General features: G+C 39.8%; 20 protein-coding genes. 17 read left to right on the top strand and 3 right to left on the bottom strand.

The features are described 5' to 3' along the window. The first annotated feature begins 226 nt into the window (after nt 1-226). The 5 genes from clpP to yihA all read left to right on the top strand — a co-directional run bounded on the left by clpP (nt 227) and on the right by yihA (nt 5,161). Entirely contained in the window at nt 227-832 is a 606-nt protein-coding gene (clpP, locus tag J6O61_RS12155) for an ATP-dependent Clp endopeptidase proteolytic subunit ClpP (protein WP_022768689.1), read from the top strand. Nucleotides 833-842: 10 nt separating this feature from the next. Further along, nucleotides 843-2,114: an ATP-dependent Clp protease ATP-binding subunit ClpX gene (clpX, locus tag J6O61_RS12150; RefSeq protein WP_442852342.1), complete on the top strand. Its 1,272-nt coding sequence runs from the start codon at nt 843-845 to the stop codon at nt 2,112-2,114. A 338-nt stretch (nt 2,115-2,452) separates the two neighbouring features. Beyond that, nucleotides 2,453-3,805, top strand: a complete 1,353-nt coding sequence (locus J6O61_RS12145) for an ISL3 family transposase (protein ID WP_292213572.1) — start codon at nt 2,453-2,455, stop codon at nt 3,803-3,805. 273 nt (nt 3,806-4,078) lie between these two features. Further along, entirely contained in the window at nt 4,079-4,438 is a 360-nt protein-coding gene (locus J6O61_RS12140) for a hypothetical protein (protein ID WP_292213569.1), read from the top strand. A gap of 120 nt (nt 4,439-4,558) precedes the next feature. Then, on the top strand, nt 4,559-5,161 hold the full coding sequence (yihA, locus tag J6O61_RS12135; RefSeq protein WP_292213567.1) for a ribosome biogenesis GTP-binding protein YihA/YsxC: 603 nt from the start codon (nt 4,559-4,561) through the stop codon (nt 5,159-5,161). A 60-nt stretch (nt 5,162-5,221) separates the two neighbouring features. Here the strand turns inward: yihA and J6O61_RS12130 are convergent, their stop codons facing one another. Then, nucleotides 5,222-6,067: a GBS Bsp-like repeat-containing protein gene (locus J6O61_RS12130; protein WP_292213565.1), complete on the bottom strand. Its 846-nt coding sequence runs from the start codon at nt 6,065-6,067 to the stop codon at nt 5,222-5,224. Nucleotides 6,068-6,146: 79 nt separating this feature from the next. After that, the gene (locus tag J6O61_RS12125; protein ID WP_292213564.1) at nt 6,147-7,025 is read right to left on the bottom strand and encodes a hypothetical protein; all 879 of its coding nucleotides are present in this window, start codon (nt 7,023-7,025) and stop codon (nt 6,147-6,149) included. A gap of 178 nt (nt 7,026-7,203) precedes the next feature. On the opposite strand from J6O61_RS12125, the gene J6O61_RS12120 reads away from it, so the two are divergent. The 6 genes from J6O61_RS12120 to J6O61_RS12095 all read left to right on the top strand — a co-directional run bounded on the left by J6O61_RS12120 (nt 7,204) and on the right by J6O61_RS12095 (nt 14,389). Continuing rightward, nucleotides 7,204-8,967 (top strand): hypothetical protein, encoded by a 1,764-nt coding sequence (locus tag J6O61_RS12120; RefSeq protein WP_292213562.1) that lies wholly within the window; start codon nt 7,204-7,206, stop codon nt 8,965-8,967. Nucleotides 8,968-9,066: 99 nt separating this feature from the next. Continuing rightward, a complete protein-coding gene (locus tag J6O61_RS12115) occupies nt 9,067-9,231 on the top strand; it encodes a hypothetical protein (protein ID WP_292213559.1) in 165 nt (54 codons plus the stop codon). Nucleotides 9,232-9,249: 18 nt separating this feature from the next. Next, on the top strand, nt 9,250-10,113 hold the full coding sequence (locus J6O61_RS12110; protein ID WP_292213556.1) for a hypothetical protein: 864 nt from the start codon (nt 9,250-9,252) through the stop codon (nt 10,111-10,113). After that, the gene (locus tag J6O61_RS12105; protein ID WP_292213553.1) at nt 10,113-11,684 is read left to right on the top strand and encodes a type IV secretory system conjugative DNA transfer family protein; all 1,572 of its coding nucleotides are present in this window, start codon (nt 10,113-10,115) and stop codon (nt 11,682-11,684) included. Before J6O61_RS12110 ends, J6O61_RS12105 begins: the two co-directional genes overlap by 1 nt. 20 nt (nt 11,685-11,704) lie before the next feature. Further along, nucleotides 11,705-13,333, top strand: coding sequence for a hypothetical protein (locus J6O61_RS12100; protein WP_292213550.1), 1,629 nt, complete (start codon nt 11,705-11,707; stop codon nt 13,331-13,333). Nucleotides 13,334-13,348: 15 nt separating this feature from the next. Beyond that, nucleotides 13,349-14,389 carry a hypothetical protein gene (locus tag J6O61_RS12095; RefSeq protein WP_292213547.1) on the top strand — a complete coding sequence of 347 codons (1,041 nt, stop codon included), beginning with the start codon at nt 13,349-13,351 and terminating at the stop codon, nt 14,387-14,389. Nucleotides 14,390-14,420: 31 nt separating this feature from the next. Here the strand turns inward: J6O61_RS12095 and J6O61_RS12090 are convergent, their stop codons facing one another. Beyond that, the gene (locus J6O61_RS12090) at nt 14,421-15,269 is read right to left on the bottom strand and encodes a hypothetical protein (protein WP_292213543.1); all 849 of its coding nucleotides are present in this window, start codon (nt 15,267-15,269) and stop codon (nt 14,421-14,423) included. A gap of 174 nt (nt 15,270-15,443) precedes the next feature. On the opposite strand from J6O61_RS12090, the gene J6O61_RS12085 reads away from it, so the two are divergent. The 6 genes from J6O61_RS12085 to J6O61_RS12060 all read left to right on the top strand — a co-directional run bounded on the left by J6O61_RS12085 (nt 15,444) and on the right by J6O61_RS12060 (nt 19,815). Further along, complete coding sequence (locus J6O61_RS12085; RefSeq protein ID WP_292213540.1) at nt 15,444-16,112, top strand: FHA domain-containing protein; 669 nt, start codon at nt 15,444-15,446, stop codon at nt 16,110-16,112. Between the two features lie 91 nt (nt 16,113-16,203). Further along, nucleotides 16,204-17,565 (top strand): AMP-binding protein, encoded by a 1,362-nt coding sequence (locus J6O61_RS12080; protein ID WP_292213537.1) that lies wholly within the window; start codon nt 16,204-16,206, stop codon nt 17,563-17,565. Beyond that, nucleotides 17,562-17,804: an acyl carrier protein gene (locus J6O61_RS12075; protein WP_292213532.1), complete on the top strand. Its 243-nt coding sequence runs from the start codon at nt 17,562-17,564 to the stop codon at nt 17,802-17,804. The genes J6O61_RS12080 and J6O61_RS12075 overlap by 4 nt, the downstream gene beginning before the upstream one ends. Next, a complete protein-coding gene (locus tag J6O61_RS12070) occupies nt 17,801-19,135 on the top strand; it encodes a radical SAM/SPASM domain-containing protein (protein WP_292213529.1) in 1,335 nt (444 codons plus the stop codon). Before J6O61_RS12075 ends, J6O61_RS12070 begins: the two co-directional genes overlap by 4 nt. After that, nucleotides 19,122-19,676 (top strand): GNAT family N-acetyltransferase, encoded by a 555-nt coding sequence (locus J6O61_RS12065; RefSeq protein WP_292213526.1) that lies wholly within the window; start codon nt 19,122-19,124, stop codon nt 19,674-19,676. Before J6O61_RS12070 ends, J6O61_RS12065 begins: the two co-directional genes overlap by 14 nt. Nucleotides 19,677-19,689: 13 nt before the next feature. Continuing rightward, on the top strand, nt 19,690-19,815 hold the full coding sequence (locus J6O61_RS12060) for a hypothetical protein (RefSeq protein WP_292213523.1): 126 nt from the start codon (nt 19,690-19,692) through the stop codon (nt 19,813-19,815). Nucleotides 19,816-20,102 lie beyond the last annotated feature (287 nt).

Here is a 20,102-nt window from a genome sequence, read left to right as displayed (position 1 = left end):
TTTTATTATACCATATCATGCCGTACCGTGCAACCAAAAATTTAGGTTTTGACAAAAAAATAAGACCATTACTGGTCTGAGTGGGTGCTGAACAAGGCTAGGCTGTCAAACTACCGGGATGGAGCCCTTTGCTTTTGGGGTGATAGTTGTAAAGGGTTCACAAAATGCGGTATAATATACATTGGTTTAGAATGTAATCTAAGCAGACTGGAGGAATAGTAATAATATGAGTTTAATACCTTATGTCATTGAACAGACCAGCCGTGGAGAGAGAAGTTACGATATCTATTCAAGGCTGTTAAAAGAAAGAATCGTATTTTTGGGGGAGGAAGTAAATTCTACATCCGCAAGCGTTGTTGTAGCACAGCTTCTTTTCCTTGAGGCAGAGGATCCCAACAAGGACATTCATATGTACATCAACAGCCCCGGAGGAGAGATAACATCCGGAATGGCTATTTACGACACAATGAATTACATCAAGTGCGATGTCAGCACAATCTGCATCGGTATGGCAGCCAGCATGGGAGCATTCCTTCTTTCAGGCGGAGCTAAGGGCAAGAGAATGGCTCTTCCCAATGCAGAGATCATGATCCATCAGCCACTTGGCGGAACACAGGGACAGGCTACCGAGATTGAGATCGCAGCTAAGCATATCCTGAAGACCAAAGAGAAACTCAACAGAATGCTTGCAGCAAACACAGGTAAGCCTTACGAGGAGATCTGCAAGGATACTGAGCGTGACAACTGGATGGATGCTCAGGAAGCTCTTGACTACGGACTCATTGATCAGATCGTTGAGAATCGTCCAAGAGAGAAGGATGACAAGAAATAATTAAGGAGAAATTATGGCAAAGAATTCCGGAGAGATCAGGTGCTCTTTTTGTAACAAGACACAGGATCAGGTAAAAAAGCTTATCGCAGGACCTGCAGGTGTTTATATCTGTGATGAGTGCGTAGATATATGTGCGGATATCATTGAGGAAGAGTTTGAGGATGAGCCTGCCCAGGCCAAGGACCAGCAGATAAATCTTCTTAAGCCCGTTGAGATCAGGAACTTCCTTGATGAGTATGTAATCGGTCAGGAGGAAGCCAAGAAGGTTCTGGCTGTCTCTGTTTACAACCATTACAAGAGAGTTCTTGCACCTAAGAGCGATGACAAGAATGATGTTGAACTTCAGAAGAGTAACATCATCATGATCGGACCCACAGGTTCAGGTAAGACCTATCTTGCACAGACTCTGGCTAAGATCATCAATGTTCCCTTCGCCATCGCAGATGCCACAACTCTTACAGAGGCCGGCTATGTAGGTGAGGACGTTGAGAACATTCTTTTAAAGCTTATCCAGAACGCTGACTACGACATTGAGAGAGCTCAGTACGGTATCGTTTATATCGATGAGATTGACAAGATAACCAAGAAGAGCGAGAACGTATCTATCACCCGTGATGTATCAGGTGAGGGCGTTCAGCAGGCACTTCTTAAGATCGTAGAGGGAACTGTTGCATCTGTTCCACCTCAGGGCGGAAGAAAGCATCCACATCAGGAGCTTATCCAGATCGACACCAGCAATATCCTCTTCATCTGCGGAGGAGCTTTCGATGGTCTTGATAAGATCGTAGAGGCCAGACTTGACCGTAACTCCATCGGCTTTAACGCTGAGATTGCAGACAAGTCAGAAAGAGAGATTGGAGAAGTTCTCAAGGAAGTGACACCTCAGGATCTTGTTAAGTTCGGACTTATACCTGAGTTTGTAGGCCGTGTGCCTATCACAGTAACTCTTGAGGGTCTTTCAAAAGAGGCTTTGGTGCGCATCCTTACAGAGCCTAAGAATGCTCTTGTTAAGCAGTACCAGAAGCTCTTTGACTTCGACAACGTTAAGCTCACCTTCGAGGATGAGGCAGTACAGAAGATCGCAGCCATGGCTTACGAGAGAGAAACCGGAGCCAGAGGACTTCGCTCTATCATGGAGAAGTCAATGATGGATGTAATGTATGAGATTCCATCAGATGACACCATCAGCGAGTGCGTCATCACAGAGCCTTGTGTTGACGGAACCAGCCAGCCTCTCATCGTAAGGGGCAAGGAACCCAAGAAACTTAAACAGGCGAAATAATTTCATTGATTTCAGGTCCCCGATTGTCCGGAAGATGATCGGGGGCTTTTAACTATTATCGGACTGAAGGTGATAATTAAAGTGTTTAATCCGATACTTTTTCATCAATTCAGGAAAATTTGAAATGGTGTATACAGGAAAATCGGACTGTGATGATTATTGCTGTTGCTTAGTCCGATTCTTTGACTGAAATTTTACTAAGAATGTAATAAAAACGAGGCTTCTGGCATGATGGTGGGTGCTATGCCAAGCCTTTGATGTACATTTACAATTGAAAAACCATCTGTGCTCCTGTAGAGTATTAGCGACCAAACCAAAACTCAAAGGAGTACCCACAGATGGTTTCTGCTAATACACTATGTAAAAAACTACTCAATGTCAACCATGCAGTTGTAGAAGATGCTAACTTCTATATTGATCAAGATGGTGTAAGCCACCTCAGGATCCATGCACGGACGGATAAATGGCATCAGGATGATTGTCCGTTCTGCCACAGACGTTGCCCTCGTTACGACCAAAGGATAGATCAGCCACGTATCTGGAGAGGCCTTGATTTTGGCGCAACACTCGTTGAGGTTGAGGGTTGGACACATCGCATAGAGTGTCCTGAACATGGCGTTGTAACCGCTTATGTTCCATGGGCATATCCAGGGAGTGGATTCACCCGTGACTTCGATCTGACAGTCGGATGGCTTGCTGTTTATCTTCCTCGCAGCGTTGTATCTGAGTACATGCGCATCGACTGGGAAACGGTCGGACGATGTGTAAACAGAACGCTAAATGACATCGAACCTGAGCGTTCCAGGAGGCTTGATAACCTTGTAAACATAGGCATTGATGAGACCAGCTACAAGAAAGGTCACAAGTACATTACAGTCATTGTTAACCATGATACAAATACTGTTGTCTGGGCAGCACAAGGTCACGGTAAAGGTGTGTTGACGCAGTTCTACAAACAGCTCACCCCTGAGCAACTTTCATCCATTAAGGTCGTTACCGGGGATGGTGCAAAGTGGATTACGGAATGCGTTAACGAATTCACTCCAGACTGTGAGCGCTGTGTTGATCCGTTCCATGTCGTGCAGTGGGCCATGGAGGCACTCGACGTGGTTCGCCGTGAAGTATGGCGTGAAGCATATGCCGAATTTACCCAATTATCCAAAGAGCATCCTCGTAAGAAAGGTCGTCCAAAGGATGGTGATCCTGAAAATGCGATATTGAATGCTGCCAAAGCAAAAGCAGATGAGATCAAAAACTCCGCTTATGCACTTGGCAAGGCTCCTGAGAATCTTACAGAGAATCAACAGAACCGCATTGCCATGATTGCCGAGAACAACAACCGCCTGTATCGAGCCTATAGGATGAAGGAGATGCTTCGCCTACTTTTGAAGATCAAAGATACAGACGAGGCGGAAGCTGCCCTCAACAGATGGCTGTGGTGGGCAAGCCATAGCAGGATTGATGCTTTCAAGGAGCTATACCTCAAGATCAGGCGTCACAGGGAACACATACTGAATGCAATACGACTCGGTATGAGCAACGCACGAATTGAAGCTACAAACAACAAAATCAAGCTGATCGTCCGCAAGGCATATGGTTTTCGTAATATCCAAAATATGCTCGATATGGTCTACTTGGTGTGCTCAGATTTGAGGATCCCACTTCCTAATAGAAAACCTCGAAGCGCATGATCAGCATATACACTGGGGATAATGGCATTTTTTACCCACCATTACCCCTGAAGAGCCATAAAAACAGCCATTTTATCGGACGAGAGATTCATCAGCGTAAAGTTGGTCCGATTATAGCGTCTCTGAAGAATGTGAAAAAACCATTTTTCAACAAAAAAGGCGGACTAAATAAGACATTAGAGAGCCTTGGTCCGATGATGAATGATGTATTGCGGGGGAGGGAGAATTCATCCAAGACATTGAGGGCAAGGTCTTGGAGTGCATCTAGTGGAAATGAATAAAGACAACACCCTGTTTACAAAGAGTATGAAGAAGACTCATACCATATACATGCCGGATATGCTGCACTATCACAATGAACTTCTTAGTGCAGCTTTTTCACTTGGCGGATACAAGCTGGATGTTGTCCCGGAATATGAGCATTTCCCTGCGGAGATGCTCTCTTTGATTAATCCGAGTTACTGCACCTGCGCTATGGATATAATAGGAAACCTGATGGCTCACTTAAAGAACCCTGATATTGACATTAGCAAAGTCGCGATTCTGGAACCTCAGGCCGGAGGCGCATGCAGAGCGCGGAGTTCTAAAAAAGCTGCGTCAGCTTTACCCCGGAGCCAACATCAATACCATTGAGTATGACTACGAGCAGTCCCAGGCACTGAGGGAGAGCAGGATCATGCTTGCGACTTCGTGAGGCGTGGGCATGAAATAAATGGTATACTGTTAGTATGTTAAGAGAGGAAATATAAACATATGGTAATTAAGAATGTAAATCTTGAAACAGTCTGTGGTATAACCAGTACACTTCCGGATAATGCGCTTCCGGAGTTTGCTTTTGCCGGTAAGTCCAACGTGGGTAAGAGTTCCTTGATAAACGGTCTTATGAACCGAAAGAATTACGCAAGGACATCGCAGGAGCCTGGTAAGACACAGACCATCAACTATTACAATATAAACGGCGAGTTTTATCTGGTGGATCTTCCGGGTTACGGTTTTGCCAGGGTTTCCGAGAAGACCAAACAACAGTGGGGCAAGATGATCGAGAATTATCTTCATACCTCAAGGCAGCTTCGAAGGGTCTTTTTACTTATAGATATCAGACATGATCCGTCTGCCAACGACGTGCAGATGTACAAATGGATCGTGCATCAGGGCTTCCAGCCTGTCATCATTGCAACCAAGGCTGACAAGATCAAGCCTTCCCAGATGGAGAAGCATCTGAATATGTTGAGGTCAGGACTGGGACTTCCGGAGGAGATCAGGATCTATCCGTATTCTGCGCTTAAGAAGACAGGGCGCGATGAGATTTATGAGCTAATGGACAGCATACTTGCAGAGGATAATGAACAGGAATAAGAAAGAATAAATAAACAGGTGGTAGTCAATTATGACTTCCACCTGTTCTTTTTTTGCTTATCATCTCCTTGAAGGATTAAGTGTTATCTGATCCAGACGTCCAAGCTCATCCCAACTTACATCTACCGTGTAGCGCCCATCGTCTTTCCACTGCCAGTAATCCGGTTGTACGTAGAAACAGTCATAGCCGTGCTGCGACAGCTGTGCAATTGCCTGATCTCCCGGCATTCCGCTGTACATGCCCCATACCTGCATGTTCGGCCCGAATGAAGAAAGATAATCCTTGGCGTAGAAATGGAGAGAGATGTGGTAAATCTTGTTGTTGTCATACTTTATTTCCATGATCCACCAAAGAGGTGTTTCAGGCGAGTATCTGAATACGCCACTCACAGATGAAGTCGCAAATTCCGTAAACCCGGGCATTCCCCTGAACTCATTTACATCTCTGCCATACCAGTTTGCAAAATCTACCGGGGTATATCTGACGTCAGGAAGATTATTTGAAAGATATTCAAGGTTGTCGCTGACAGTATAGGGATTCATTGCCACGGAGTAGCAATTGCCCTTTGCGTCATAGGCGTAAATATGAGTTACATATTCGCCTAAGGATTTCTTGTGCTTGTTGATATTCACATCGCACATCCATCTACCGTCGAGGTAGTAGCCTTCATACCAGACAAGATCGTCCTGTCCGCCGTCTGTTGTCCATGTTGGGAATAGCACTCTCTCGATGTAGTTTGCGCTTTTGGCGTTACAGGAAACTCTAAAGCCTGTTTTTGTGAAGTTGCTGGCAACAGGGTTTGTAATTGCGTTGTTTTCCTGAGCATTTGATTGTATTGGCATAATACATATGCCAACAAGAGCCAAACATATGCTTGTAATCAGGGCAAGTACTCTTTTCGTCATATTATTTCCTCCTTTTGCAATGTAACTGTTCTGGTATATATAACGATGTGTATTTTTAAATCTCCCTGTTATCTGAAAATTATTTTGCCAAAGTTTTTTCCTTCTTGAGATACTTCGCAAGAGTCGTTTTATATATTGTTGAATACTTGCTGATGAAACGACTTGGGGTGAGAGAGGTTTCAAAGTCAAGCGGGACATATCTGTTGTAATAGCATTCAATGATGTCATCATCGCCCTTAAGAAGAGGTGAGTTTGCAAACTGGAGCAGCATCTTTTGGTAAGTGCGAAGATATCCGCTTGTTTCAATTTCTTGTGAAAGGTGGCTATTCTTTAGTCCAAGCATGTCCTTTATAAATGCGAACTGTTCTTTTGGAGAGAGTATACTGAGCGCAATGGATGCTGCTTCTCTGGTTGTCAGGTAAGAATAATCAATATCGATGGAAGTATCCGGGATCAGTTCGGCTTTGGTTGCGTAGTTGGAGCTGTCTGCGTTTTCGAAAGCAGGGCTGTCTAAAGAGGTAATGCTCTGATAGTTATATACCCATACCTCCTTTATTTCTTTCTCGCCGGTGACTTTATTCGTAGTTGTGACTTTTTCCTTGTGAGAGACTTCTCTGAATTTTGATGTAAGGAAATTATTCTTTAGTGTTTTGATATATGCTTTAAGTTTGACCTCAGCCCCATTTTCCCCCAAATAGAGGGCCGAATCATAGACTTTTAAAAGCTTTTTTCTGTTGTTTATCAGACTCATTGCAAATTCACACGCCAAATCTTCGGCTGAACATGCCAGATGATGCAAAAGAGTACTGTTAATGCTCTGGAGAGGTGTCATTACCGTGATTGCATAGTGATAGGCAGCGGCACAGAATTCATTGTAGGCGCTTGTTTTCTCTGAGCTGTCATTGGAATTCAGACTATAGAGGGTTTCTAAGAATGTTAATTGTCTGCTTTTTTTCATAGTGGTCGCCTCCTTTTTTGTTTGTAGTGTCATTGAACCACTAAATAAAAAGCCAAATAAGAATAAATATTGTAACTTCGCTGTAATTTGTAATTTGAATGTAATTTGAAAACCGAATATAATATCCATAGAGTTAACAGGTAAGCTTCAGGTTTATGAGAAAAACAGGGAATAAAATATGAGACAATTTTTAAAAGACGGCAATGAGAAAAAGATTTTTTTTAAGATTTATGAACTGCTTCATCAATACAAAACAGATCTGACCATGAAGAGTTATTGCCTTGGTGTTTTATCTTTTATGTTTGTGGATGATAAGGGCGGAGATTATTACAATACTGCGAGAAGATATCTGTTTGACCCATGGGATGAAGATGGCCTTAAGATCAAGACTAAGTACGATTCAGTTGGTGGGAAGATTCTTAACCACGCAAAAAATGTAGCTAAGGATGAAATTGCGTTCAATCTTTCATATAAAGATAATCCGGTAGCAGAACTGATTCACAATAATGAAATATATTCTGAACTTATTAGTATTGTTCGCGCGGGAATAGATCAGAAACAGTATGCTGAATTCTCTTTTGCTGATATCAGAAGTTATGCCAAGATGCGTGATTCAAAAAGATTTCTGCTTGCTATGGTTTGTGGTATATATGGTGTTGCTGCTCAGGTTTCTTTTTCCAAGGACCAGAAATACATCGAGCTGCTTTCTGAGCTACTCGCCAACAACGGTCAACAGATAAAGCATCTGTATCAGTATTCAAAGAATACGCTTTTCAAAGTCGGACAGAGCTCTACATATGGTGTTCTGGAAACACTGTATCATGCAGGACCACCTGATAATATAAACAGGGATTGTGATCCGTTTACGTTACTTGATGCTGCGGATATCTATTATTTTCATAAGTTAAAATGGGGACACAGCGATCAGGGCAATATGGATATTGAGTATTCTTATCGCTATAGCAATGTGGCATATGAAGAATATCAGTCTCCTCAGGCAGCATGGAATATGGGCTATATATGGCAGACCCAAGGGCGACAGGCTGCGGATAAAGAATACAGGTTTAATATTGAGGCATTTAAGAGTGTTGTCCAAAAAGAAGAAAACTATCTGAATAAGGCGCTGGATTATTTCATTTTCGCCGCAAGGCATGACTACGCTGAAGCTTATAATTCCATTGGTAATATATGTTATAAGCTTTTGACAGAGGAAAAGTATTATCCTTTGGTGTGTTCAAAGTTAATCTCTTTTGCTGAGGAATTAAGTTATAAAAAGAACTTTGAGAAAACTGATGATGTAGATAAACTAAAAGGTATTATCCTGGAATCCCAGGAAATATGCTACAGAAATGCTGCACATAGATACAGTATCAATGGAATGAGCAATTATTATAAGCTTCTGCTGAAAAAACTCAAAGCACAGAAGGGGTCAGTGCCGCTTAGAAAATTTGAAAAGGACAATCAGGAAACAGTAGCTGAAATCAGAAAGTATCTTAATATTCTCTGTGAATACAGGCTTCCGTCAGCAATGATAGATGCAGCAGCGATCCATTTGCATAAGCATGACATAAACGAATGGCTTCATAAAAACAATATAACCAAAGATAATAAGAAGTTGGATGAAAAGACAGATTACGATTTTATTCTTGAGTATTATCCGAATCTTCCGGGAGGAATTGAGAGCGTAGTTGATCTGCTCGAAAAAGCAACGCTAAATGAAATCCCTTCAATACAGGCTGCCGGAGCTTATTATTACTTATCGGTTATATGCTTTTCAGAAATGGAATATCATAAGGCAGATGAGTACATAAAGAAAGCCATTGCAATAGCCGGAAAACCAACACCACAGAAGCGCAAACAAGAAGCAATAAAGCGTCTGGCAAAACAGGCAAAAAAGTGCGCGAAAGCCATAAAACAGGGCTATTATATCGAGGATAACTAAACAGGTAAAAAAATTCTGAGAAGAAAGAATATCTTAAGGGATATTCTTTCTTTTTTTACGTCTATATATATTAGGGACACCAAATGAGGAGGTATTGGCGTGAAACGAATAAATCAGATAAATGATTCAGCAGAATTTGACGATAGCGAAGAAGCTTTGGATGAGCTTGTGAGGGCAATATCCAAAATGCATAAACAAGAGGATGAAGCAGATAAAGCTCTGCGGACCGATCCTCGAAAAAACAGTGAAGGAAAAGAAAATTAACTTGGGGAGGAAATGGTTATGCTTACAAAAGAGAAAAGTTCTGACGTGATAGAAAAACTAAATGTCAACGAAGAAATCAAAGGACTTCTGAGAAATATTGATAAGGTTGCCGGATCTTCCAATGAAAGGGTAAAGAGGTCTGTCAAATGTCTTTTTATAGAAAGTCCTTCATGCAATGAGCTTCTGGATATTGCTCATGCTTATGAAAGGATTATATTTGATAACGGCGTTTATTTGGCCAGAGGATCAAAGACATTTCTGTCACTTGCATTTCCAAACAGTGATGATCCATCGGAGTTTAAAAGCTTCTATGCATCTCCACTGATCGCATCAGCTACACAAAATGTTTACACAGGAGTGTTCCTGATAAGTTTCGAACAGTATGAAAACGGGGCCAGCCTTGTGAGATCCTGGCGTTTCAAAGAGCTTATGGATTATGTTGAGCAAAATAAATCGCATATTTCTTTTATCTTTCACGTAAATAATCACATGAGTGAAATCGATGTTTTTCGGGATGCGCTTAAAAGGCATGTAAATATGGTTTGTACCAGTTTTACACATCCGGATCCCGATGTTGCAAGCACTTATGTGATGCATCAGCTGAGCAAGGCGGGATTTGTCCTGGAAGAGGGAGTCGATGAAAAAATCCATGAACTTATAGAATCCAAAATCGATTTTAAATCGAAAGATTATGATGGATACCGTTCACTGGAGATGCTGACAAACAACCTTCAATATGAGCTGACAGTCTCGTCAAAAAGAAGCAGTGAAAACATTATTTCAGCCAGTGATGTAAAAAAAATACAGAGCAGGATAGAGACAATAAGTTATGAATCCGATAGCAAACCTTTAATAGGATTCAGGATGGGAGGAATTGGTTGATGTTTGAAATTAGTATCTCTCCAAATGAGAATCAGGGAAGATTCGCGGATCTGCAGGAGATTGAGGAATCGTGCAGCTTTGTGGATTTTAGAAAAACGGAAGCAGAAAATGCAGGCATCAATGTGATAACGGATGGAATTACTTCAAGGGTTTTTGAATCGGATGACTTTACCAATGTCATAGGAGCCACCGGAAGCAGAAAAACCATGACCGTTGTCGCACCAACAATTGTTTCCCATGCACATGCAGGGCATAGCATGATAGTCACCGATACTAAGTGTGAGTTGTTTAAGCTGTTACATAAAAAGCTTTTGGGACTTGGCTATAAAATCAAGGTCCTTAATCTTAATGAGCCGGATAAAGGCTCGTGCTATAATCCGCTCGAGCCTATTGCCAGAAAGTATAAAGCCGGAAAAAAGGGTCAGGCTATGTCAGATGCGGCAAGCCTTGCGGAGGCAATATTCGAGTGTGTTCATTCTGAAAAAGATCTCTTTTGGGAGAACATAGGAAAAGACTATTTCACGGGACTCATCGGAACTCTATGCGAGTATTTTCCTGAAGAAGATGTGACAATGAATAATGTGTTCAAGCTTAGAATGCAAGGCGAGCTTCCGTATGGAACATCTATATATATGAAAAAGTTTTATGAAGGAAACGAGAATTCAAGATTGTGGGAACTTATGAGGGACGGTCTTGATACGGCAAGAGAAACTAAGGCATCCATTAACTCTGTATTTTCCACTGCGCTTAACCGATTTGTACAAAATGATGCGATTCTGAGAATGCTGTCAAAATCCGACTTCTGTATGAAAGACCTTCAGGATGAGAAGACGGTGATATTTATCCTGTGTAATGAGCAGTCACTGACGAATTACGCTGTACTTATTTCTGCCCTGATCCATCAATGGTACTGTGAACTTATAGGAATTGCGGATTCCGGTAATGGCATATTAAAGAGAAAAGTCTTTTTTGCCCTGGATGAATTCGGGAATCTTCCTCCTATCAAAGGTTTCAATAGTATGATCACTCTTTCAAGAGCCCGAGGTATCAGCTTTATGATCGTAGAGCAGAGTATGGCACAACTCAGTTACCAGTACGGGAAGGATGTGGCCAATATTATTCTTAGCAACTCTACGAATAAGATATATCTTTTCTCTACAGATATGGAATTGCTGAAACACATAAGCGACTCTTGCGGTTCAATAGAAGATGAGAACACTCACATGTTAAGACCACTTATTACCGTTAATCAGCTCAGGCATTTTAGCAAGAAAGACGGTGAAACGCTTATGATCCTGGGACGACTTAATCCATTCATAACGTATCTTCCCAACATAACTGATTATTATGGAGTGGAGCCTTATGAAGAGCTGAACATAAAGCCCAGGGAAGAAAATGAAAATAAGGATATAGATTTTAAGTCGCTTGTTGAAGAAAAAATAAAGAAAAAGTTCATGTCAGGTATTGGCAGACCTATCAGAAGGACAGGAAAAGATCTGGTTATTGAACTCGATGAGGTTATAGCCAGGAGAAATAAAGCAAAGGAAAGGTGTAAAGCAGCATGGGCATAAATTCATTTTTGGAAGATTGTATGGACATAAAGCTGTCCGATTTTGATCCTGATTTAATGATTTACGAAGAAGAGCCGGGTTATTACAGCCTCAATACAACTAACAGAAGAAATAAGCTGGGTAATTTACTTAAGACCGGATTGATTAACGAGATCGGAAGTCCGAACAATTCGTCCACTGCCGCAATTCGTGAAGCGGTTAGCTATCTTTATCTTTGGGACTATATTTCTGCTGACTGCTATGATTCCTTAAGGCTTTTTTGGGAAAGCGAAGGGATGCCTCATAAGCGATCAATCCTGGACAGATTCAATGATTTTTCGGGTGTGCTTTTGGATGAGCTTTTGGAAAAATTTGAAGTAGAAAATTTTGAAGAGCTGGTGGAGAAGTTGAATTGCTTTACAATTCCTGACTGGATTGGTATTAGTTTGCTGTGGCTTGACGATATCCTGCCGGAGGGACATCTCCTTGGCGATACACTCTACTTTCTCGGTGACCGCAAAGACGGTGGCTGCAGGGATCTGCTTAGTATTTGTGTCAATAATATAAGAAACAGTTATGACATTACGGATTCAATTAGTTTTATCGGCTCCGACTTCACGGGATTTCTTGGAGTTTCCAGGCCCGATCTGCTGTACCTTCGTTCCTCTGAACCGGGACGTTTTTATATATATAATAGCAAGACAGATAATTTTGAGATCATTCGTGGTGACTTCCGGTTTTCTCTTGGTGCCTCGACAGCTATAACAACTGAAGGGGGCAATCTTATGGTGAGGAGCATTCATGGAACCTCTTTGATCTGTAAGACCGGTGATTATGAGAGTTACGAAAAAGCAGGCAGTTTTATCAAGGTGATTCCCGATATGAAAGCAACCGGTTTTTTTCAGCCATATTATCTAGATATATATGGTGGCAGGAATGAGGCTTCTGACGAAGAAAAGAGAAGATTTCTTTGGGATTTTTTGACTTTTTCATCTGGGCCGGTTGGCGAAGATGATGGAATAGGGCCACTTCCTGAAAAGATGAATGTCAGGTATCTTATGGAATCTTTGAACGAGACATTCTCGCCTTTTGACAGATGTAATAGTGATTATCTGATAAACCTGGAAAGTTTATTGATGTTCATGAAATCACTCCTTTCAGAAGAACATGATCTTATGGATATTCTTTATGTTTTGGCTGATATAGACAGGAAATTGACTGCTCCAAAAAGAAATTTTCCTTCAGATGATCTGCTTGAAAACCTTGGTGTGCTTCGCCGGAATGAGAAAAGAGAGCTTAAAGAAAGTCTTCTGAATATTGGCAAGCAGGAGAGCGTTGAATATCTTAGAAAAGCTCTTTTATCAGATAGTTATGACACATTCTATGGGGAAGGAAAAGATAAAAGCGACGGCCTTATTGGCGCATTTACCTGCAGGGGAGATGCTCTTAAAGTGTTAACGAAGCATGTAGAAGAGGGTATGTATATAGGGGATTTGTCAATCATGCCGGTGATTGATGGAGCAGTGCATGGAACAGTGTCTTATGATGCAAGAAATGACTCTTTTATAGTTACAAGCAAAGAGGAGCTTGCGGAGATACAAAGATGCAGGATTGTGGAGGCATTTAATTTACAAAATAGCAGGAAGATGTTTCTGGTGGATGAAATCTGATTGTGGGGAGACGGGATGAGAAATAATACACTAACAAATGCAGAATATGCTTTTGAGACGATCATGTGGGCTGTTATAGCTTATCTGTGGTACAGGTATTCGTTGTATGCAGCAATTCCCGGTTTGAGGACGACAAGGTCATTGGGGATATTTATGACAATCATTATTGCAGGTACTGTTATGGGATATTTGCTTACGGTGCATTGGAGCAGGAATGCTTTTTCAGTAGCTGCTACTGCGATTCTTCCTTATGGGCTGTACTCTTTTCTGGCCTATAGAGATAGCTTCAAGTTGTTTTATTTAGTTGTAATGATCCTGGCAGCAGTACTAATTGTTATATATTTGATCTACGTCATGAGAACCAGAATAAACCGTCTTTTCCCAAGTCACGTCCTGGAACTTAAGATGAAAAAAAGCTTGAACTACATTAGAGCTGTCCTGGGATTTGCAAGTATATTACTGATCATCCCAATTGCGATAAATGCAGCCATGGGCAAGAAGAGCAAGGCCTTTAATTATGGAGAGCAGTATACGATCGCAAAGAACATTGATACTGTCCTGCTTTTACAGGATGATAATTGGAAAGAGCTAAGTCTGCCTCAAAGAATGGATGTTCTCCAATGCATATGCCATATCGAAGGGAACTACCTGGGACTTACTAAGGAGATCAAAATTGAAATAGCAGACCTCGAGGAAAATGTGTCAGCCTGCTATAACAACCCGGATGACATGGTTTATATTTCGAAAAAAGAAGTTGAAAGCGATTGCTCAAGCGATGCACTTGAAAGTGTGTGCCATGAGATGTTTCATGCAGCCCAGTTTCGTTATGTTGAGATTTACAACACATTAAGTGAACAGGACAAAGAACTCTATTTCTTTGTTGATGCTGCCGACTATAATGATGAATTTATGCACTATGACGATGGAAGCGGAAAGGGCGGTATTATGGCTTATTACGGACAAAGCTGCGAGAAAGATGCTAGGGATTATGCGGAAGTGGCAGTTAGGGATTACTTTAGAAGGATTGCTGAATATGTTGAGAAGGATGGTGTATGACTGACTAAGAGCGGGCATAATATATGTCCGCTCATCTAAGTCTGCTTCTGCAGATTGAAAGATTTTTAGATATTACTTTGGCCGGCGGCATTTCAGACAGGAATGTATCTTCGGTATACTTTCCGTAATACTCATCAATCAGTGCCTGGTCATTGTTTAATGCGTTGGACTTTGCCATCATGTATACCAAGCTGTTAAAAGTTCTTGCATAACCAAGCTTGCTTATTAAATATGAGATTTCGCTGTTTTTGCATTCTAAAGCGGCATATAAAAAAGCAAGCTGACCTTTAGGGTTTAATCTGCTAAGACTGTTATGCACCAATTCTCTTACTTCTATGTATGAGAAACAATCCTTCTTATCAGGAGTTGTTTCGTAAAGACGTGTGGCACACTCATCAAATCCGTCATTAAATGCAGCGTCATCTAATGACTGGATGTTGTCAAAATTATATTTTCTCTCTTTTTTAGCAATTATGTTTCCTGATTCGTCTTTATACTGTACGGTTTCTTCATGAGTTACTGAGCGATATTTAGATATTATGAAACGCTCTTTGATACAGTGAAGGTATTTTGCGAATTTGTACTGCGCAATTTCTTCGGTGATCTCATTACGAAGCAGCATTGTGTGGATTTTGTGGAAGGCCTTAATAAGAGCATTTTTTTTGCCTAAAATGAAAATGGTAAGATCATGGATCATATCTTCTGCATCATAATCAAGATGTTTCATAAGGGAACTGCTTGAAGAATAGTTCAAGGAAGATAATGCACCTTTTGCATAATCATAAGATGTTTCCCATAACAGTGAATCAAAGTCATGAGAGTTTGGATTATTACAAATGCCTCTATAAACTTCATATAAGTTTGAAATGTATTCTTTCATAGCGTTTCCTCCATACTGTTTTGTGTACAACACCAGCAGAATAGTCTATAATAAAAAAGTGCATAAACATGAGGCTTGTAGCTGTTTGTCTATGGGTGTATGGTAGCAAGGCAAAATGGAGCTGCCGGTGTATTGATATAGTTTTTGTATAGATTTTTGTGGGGGGATATTGACATGGATGTGCAGTTAAAAAACGGAGTTGTTATCGACTTTGATAAAGGGGAAATATTTAAGAATGGGGAAGTGATTCATAAGCTGACTGCTAAGGAATTTAAGACGTTAGAATACTTCGTAAACAACTGTAACAGGATTTTAAATACAGAACAGATCCTAAGTTCGGTGTGGGGCTACGAAAATGATAAAAGTGGGGAACAGAATGTAAGAGATATAATCAAAAAAATCCGATCAATTGATGATTCTTTTGAAGATGCAATTGAGACGAGAACCGGACTTGGGTATATCATGCATCTTCCTGAGCAAAAGCCTTTTGATGATGGTTTTTTATATAGTGTAAAAAATCAAAAAAAAGAAAAGTATATGATAAATACAAATAAGGGTACGATGCTGGGAAGACAGGCAGGCAGCTGCGATATCATACTCGCTGATGAGAGGGCCAGTCGTATCCATGCCCAGATATTTGCTCGAAGAGATGGGCTGTATATTGTTGATATGGGTTCTTCAAACGGGACTTTTCTTAATGAGAAGAGACTTGGTGAGAATCCTGAAAAAATAAATGTTGGTGATGTGATAAAATGTGGAGACATTAAGAGCGAAGACGTTTTCACATTAGAAGCCGCTCCAAAGATTAACAGCTCAGTTACAATAATCAATTCTCATAGATAGTTTTTTGATTGGAAATATTGAGAGTATTATGATTTATACATATACTTGAGAAGTAAATTTTATAGAAAAATCAAATTTGGGGGATTAGAATTTGGCAGATGTTTTTTACGAAGAACTTATTACCATATTTAATGGATATAGTGATAAAATTGCGTTTGAATATTTAGATGGAGATGAGGTGATCAGTAAAACTTATAACGAACTGATTGCAGATATTGATTCATGCATTGATTTGTTGTTGCGCTATGGGATAAAAAACAGAAGAATAGGTTTCTATGCTTCTAACAGTTATGAATGGGTGGTGTTTAGCGTTGCTTGTGTGGCAATAAATAATCTAATATTCTTATTTGACAGTTCAGTGGAAAACATCGAGAAGCAGTATATTGAGACATATAAAGTGGATTTTATTATTTCGGACAAGAATGGATTGTTGGAAGAACAATTATTTAGGTATGGCAAACTGACAGTGTATATCGGTTTTAATTATAACTATTCTGATATAGCAGATGAAATTGCTAATTTTGTTCTTTTCACCTCAGGGTCTACAGGTGAACCGAAAGGGTTATTAATCTCGTCAGTGAACATGCTAAGGGCCATAGGGAGTGTAGGAAAACACTTCAATAGTTATGATAATACAATACTGACATTACCACTAAATCACATTTATGGATTTGCCTGTGTGACATTTGCACATTTGATCAGAGGAGAAAAAGTATTTATATCTAGGGGAATTAAATACCTTAGCAGAGAGTTGGTTAAATTTAACCCATCAAGTATTTTCATGGTTCCAACGTTGCTTTATTCGTATTTTGATTTGAATATTAAGTACTGCCATAGTGTCGAGAGAGTCTTTGGTAATAAACTGTCTGCAATCTATGTTGGTGGTGGTAAGCTCGATCAATCATATGTATCTAAGTACAACAGCATTGGAATTACAGTAATGAATGGATACGGTTGTTCTGAGTTATGCGGTTGTGTCTCTATTATGGATGAGAAATGTACTGAGTTGGATAGTGTGGGCAGAGTATTTGAGAATATTGAAGCAAAGATAGAAGATGGAGAAATTTTAATCAGATCTCCATACAGGATGATGGGATATTATGATGGTAATGATTTAACAGATCCTTTCGATGATGGGTGGTATAGAACGGGTGACCTTGGAAGACTTGAAGATGGATACCTGTTTGTTGATGGCAGAGTAAACGGACTGATAGCTCTGCCAAACGGAAAAAACATTCATGGATCATGGCTTATGGAGCAGATAATGAAAATTCAGGGAGTTGTTGATACTTATATAGAATCTGGGAAAAAGGGACTTAAGGTTGTTGTTGTGTCTGAAGAATCTGTTGATGTAAACAACATTAAAGAGAATCTTAATTCGCTTAATTCAGGGCTTCCTGCTTATTCCAAGATAATGGAGGTTGAATACTTGGTCGGAGGTAATGATTTATGACGTTAGATGATCTCATAAATGAAATTAAAACCATAGTAGATAATAATATGGAAGTGAATAAAGATACGGTGTTTTCTACGGGATTGGAGTTCGATTCCATGCAGATGATTTATCTGATATCGCGCTTGGAAGATGAATATAAAGTAGTAATAGATTTGGAAAAACTATCAAATATCAATACAGTTGCTGATCTTTACAATAGCATTACTATGGTAAAAGAAATGGGGGAAGTGTTTTGAAATACTATAATAAAATTGATTATAAAGAAATTGCAAAAGATTTATTTGTACTTGACACTGGAGAAGGTAAGTTTTTGCTTGATAATGTGACTGCATCACTAGGCAAGCTTAATAGTGGCATTGATTTTGACAATGAGGAGCATATAAGAAAAATCCTGAGCAGAGTAAATCCTGACAGAGATTATAAAAGAGTATTTAAGCCTGAAGAATACATTAAGAATAGAAAACTATGCAGGATGATGTTATATCTTACTCTTGGATGTAATATGAGATGTATATATTGTCACTGTGATTCTACAGAAGGTGCTAACATGGATGACGATATCTTATATTGCGCAATAGATAAATATATTAAGCATATTGAAAATAGAATAGAATCTATAAGAGAATATGAGGAAATTCCTCAGATTACTTTCATGGGAGGAGGGGAGCCATTCATAAGAATTGACAAGATCAAGGAGGTGGTTAAGTACTTTGACGATAAATGTGCAGCGCTTAATCTTAAGCCAAGATATGTTCTTGTCACTAATACAACTCTTGGCAGTGACGAAGATTGGGAATGGCTAGTTAAGAGAGGGTTCTGGCTTAATCTTTCAATTGATGGAGAGCCAGCCATTGAGGACAGGAATAGACCACTAGCGAACAAAAAGGAATCTCATATATTTATTGAGAAAAGATTACGACACTTAAGCGAACTGAACGCTGATTGTCATGTAAGGTCTACAGTTATTGATTATAACGAAGTAGATTCTATTTGTGAGTATTTTAGGCAGTTTTCATGTGTTAAGACACATGCCCTTGAGCCTGTATCGTTGGCAGGAAGAGCACTGAAGAGCGGACTTGATGTCTCTCGATATACATTTTATGAAAGTTTTTTTGAAAACTATTCCAAATACTTATTGAATGAACCGGATAGATTTAAGTCTTCATGGTTCAGACCATTCAAGAGAACTGAAGGCTTTTGTGGGGCAGTATATTGTAATGCAATTGTTCTTCCAGATGGGAATATATCGCTTTGTAGTGAGGTGCCATCTGACGAAAAGAATCCGTTGGTAAAAGATAAGTTTATTGTGGCAAATGTAAAGGATGACGGAGACGTATTTGAATCTCGAAAGGCGGTAGATTTTTCTGTAAAAAACTCAATTGATACATTAGAAAGATGTAAACACTGTCCAATTAAGTATAAATGTGGTGGCGGATGCTACGTTAAGAAAGAGCGTGACTTCTCAGGAGAAGAGGAAGTATTCTTTGACGAGTTTTGTCAGTCTGCAATTAACCTTAATCTTAGCTTTTTGATAGGATGTCTGGAGATGCGTGATGTATCGTGTTAAGGTATTTGATAGGAATAGTAAAACTGAAAAAGAATGTCTTTTAGAAGCTTTTAATAGCGATGACAGTGTTTTGTTCTGGTCATTAAAAAAGCAGTATTACAGTTCTTCGGATGCATTACTTAAGATGCTTGATAAGCAGTTGGGAGAGTATAGGATTTATATCTGCTGTGATACAGCATTTATCGGCGGTTTTTTTATAGCACATTCAATTTCTCTTACAAATAGGCGAGCTGAATTAACTGTATATATAGAAAAGGAGTACAGAAAGAAAGGACTTGTCTTTTTGTGGTGGGTTCTTATGCTAAGAGAACTTCAAAACCTAGGTATAGAAGATCTGTATGGAAAAGTGTTTGACCATAATTCTGTTTCACTTCTAACTGCACAAAAGAATGGATTTACTAAATGTGGAGTGCTTCCCGGATATGTAAAGAATGGAGAAAAAGTATGTGATGTTGCGATTCTACATAGATCATGTAGCTTTGAAAAATCAGAACTGGTTTGGTATAATAGGTTAAATTATAGTGACAATAGTGTTTCATAAGGAGGGATGTCAAATGGAAGAATTATTTGAACTCAACATGGTTACTGAGACAGAACTTGCACATGATGCATCAGTATCAACATGGATGATGTGTGACTGTGGCCATGATTGCTGTACTTGCGACTCTGAATGCAAGTAAACACAGCTTGGGTATAGTTTAGACTTTGTTATATAAAGAAACGTCCTGAGAATTAAGGGCGTTTTTTTATACGAAAATTTTCACTATTTTGGGATAATCAAACTTTTTGAGGGTTTGCCAAGCGTTTTGAGGGTCTGACTTGAGGGCAATGTCATTAAGTTAAGTCCCATGAACTAAACAAACTAATTAACGCGAGAGACTGATAGCACTAATTCAGTCTCTCTTTTGCTGTTTATGGCATGATAAATAGGCAGACATCCATCTGCCTATTTATTATTATGAATTTA

The sequence above is a fragment of the Butyrivibrio sp. genome, assembly GCF_017635265.1.
In the GTDB taxonomy this organism is placed as follows: Bacteria; Bacillota; Clostridia; order Lachnospirales; family Lachnospiraceae; genus Butyrivibrio.
This window is presented reverse-complemented; position numbering and strand designations above follow the sequence as displayed.

Bases quoted from the DNA above. Each gene is read 5' to 3' on its own strand.
- clpP (WP_022768689.1), top strand. From the start codon at position 227: ATGAGTTTAATACCTTATGTCATTGAACAGACCAGCCGTGGAGAGAGA.
- J6O61_RS12145 (WP_292213572.1), top strand. From the start codon at position 2,453: ATGGTTTCTGCTAATACACTATGTAAAAAACTACTCAATGTCAACCAT.
- J6O61_RS12140 (WP_292213569.1), top strand. From the start codon at position 4,079: ATGAATAAAGACAACACCCTGTTTACAAAGAGTATGAAGAAGACTCAT.
- yihA (WP_292213567.1), top strand. From the start codon at position 4,559: ATGGTAATTAAGAATGTAAATCTTGAAACAGTCTGTGGTATAACCAGT.
- J6O61_RS12130 (WP_292213565.1), bottom strand. From the start codon at position 6,067: ATGACGAAAAGAGTACTTGCCCTGATTACAAGCATATGTTTGGCTCTT.
- J6O61_RS12125 (WP_292213564.1), bottom strand. From the start codon at position 7,025: ATGAAAAAAAGCAGACAATTAACATTCTTAGAAACCCTCTATAGTCTG.
- J6O61_RS12120 (WP_292213562.1), top strand. From the start codon at position 7,204: ATGAGACAATTTTTAAAAGACGGCAATGAGAAAAAGATTTTTTTTAAG.
- J6O61_RS12110 (WP_292213556.1), top strand. From the start codon at position 9,250: ATGCTTACAAAAGAGAAAAGTTCTGACGTGATAGAAAAACTAAATGTC.
- J6O61_RS12105 (WP_292213553.1), top strand. From the start codon at position 10,113: ATGTTTGAAATTAGTATCTCTCCAAATGAGAATCAGGGAAGATTCGCG.
- J6O61_RS12100 (WP_292213550.1), top strand. From the start codon at position 11,705: ATGGACATAAAGCTGTCCGATTTTGATCCTGATTTAATGATTTACGAA.
- J6O61_RS12095 (WP_292213547.1), top strand. From the start codon at position 13,349: ATGAGAAATAATACACTAACAAATGCAGAATATGCTTTTGAGACGATC.
- J6O61_RS12090 (WP_292213543.1), bottom strand. From the start codon at position 15,269: ATGAAAGAATACATTTCAAACTTATATGAAGTTTATAGAGGCATTTGT.
- J6O61_RS12085 (WP_292213540.1), top strand. From the start codon at position 15,444: ATGGATGTGCAGTTAAAAAACGGAGTTGTTATCGACTTTGATAAAGGG.
- J6O61_RS12075 (WP_292213532.1), top strand. From the start codon at position 17,562: ATGACGTTAGATGATCTCATAAATGAAATTAAAACCATAGTAGATAAT.
- J6O61_RS12065 (WP_292213526.1), top strand. From the start codon at position 19,122: ATGTATCGTGTTAAGGTATTTGATAGGAATAGTAAAACTGAAAAAGAA.
- J6O61_RS12060 (WP_292213523.1), top strand. From the start codon at position 19,690: ATGGAAGAATTATTTGAACTCAACATGGTTACTGAGACAGAACTTGCA.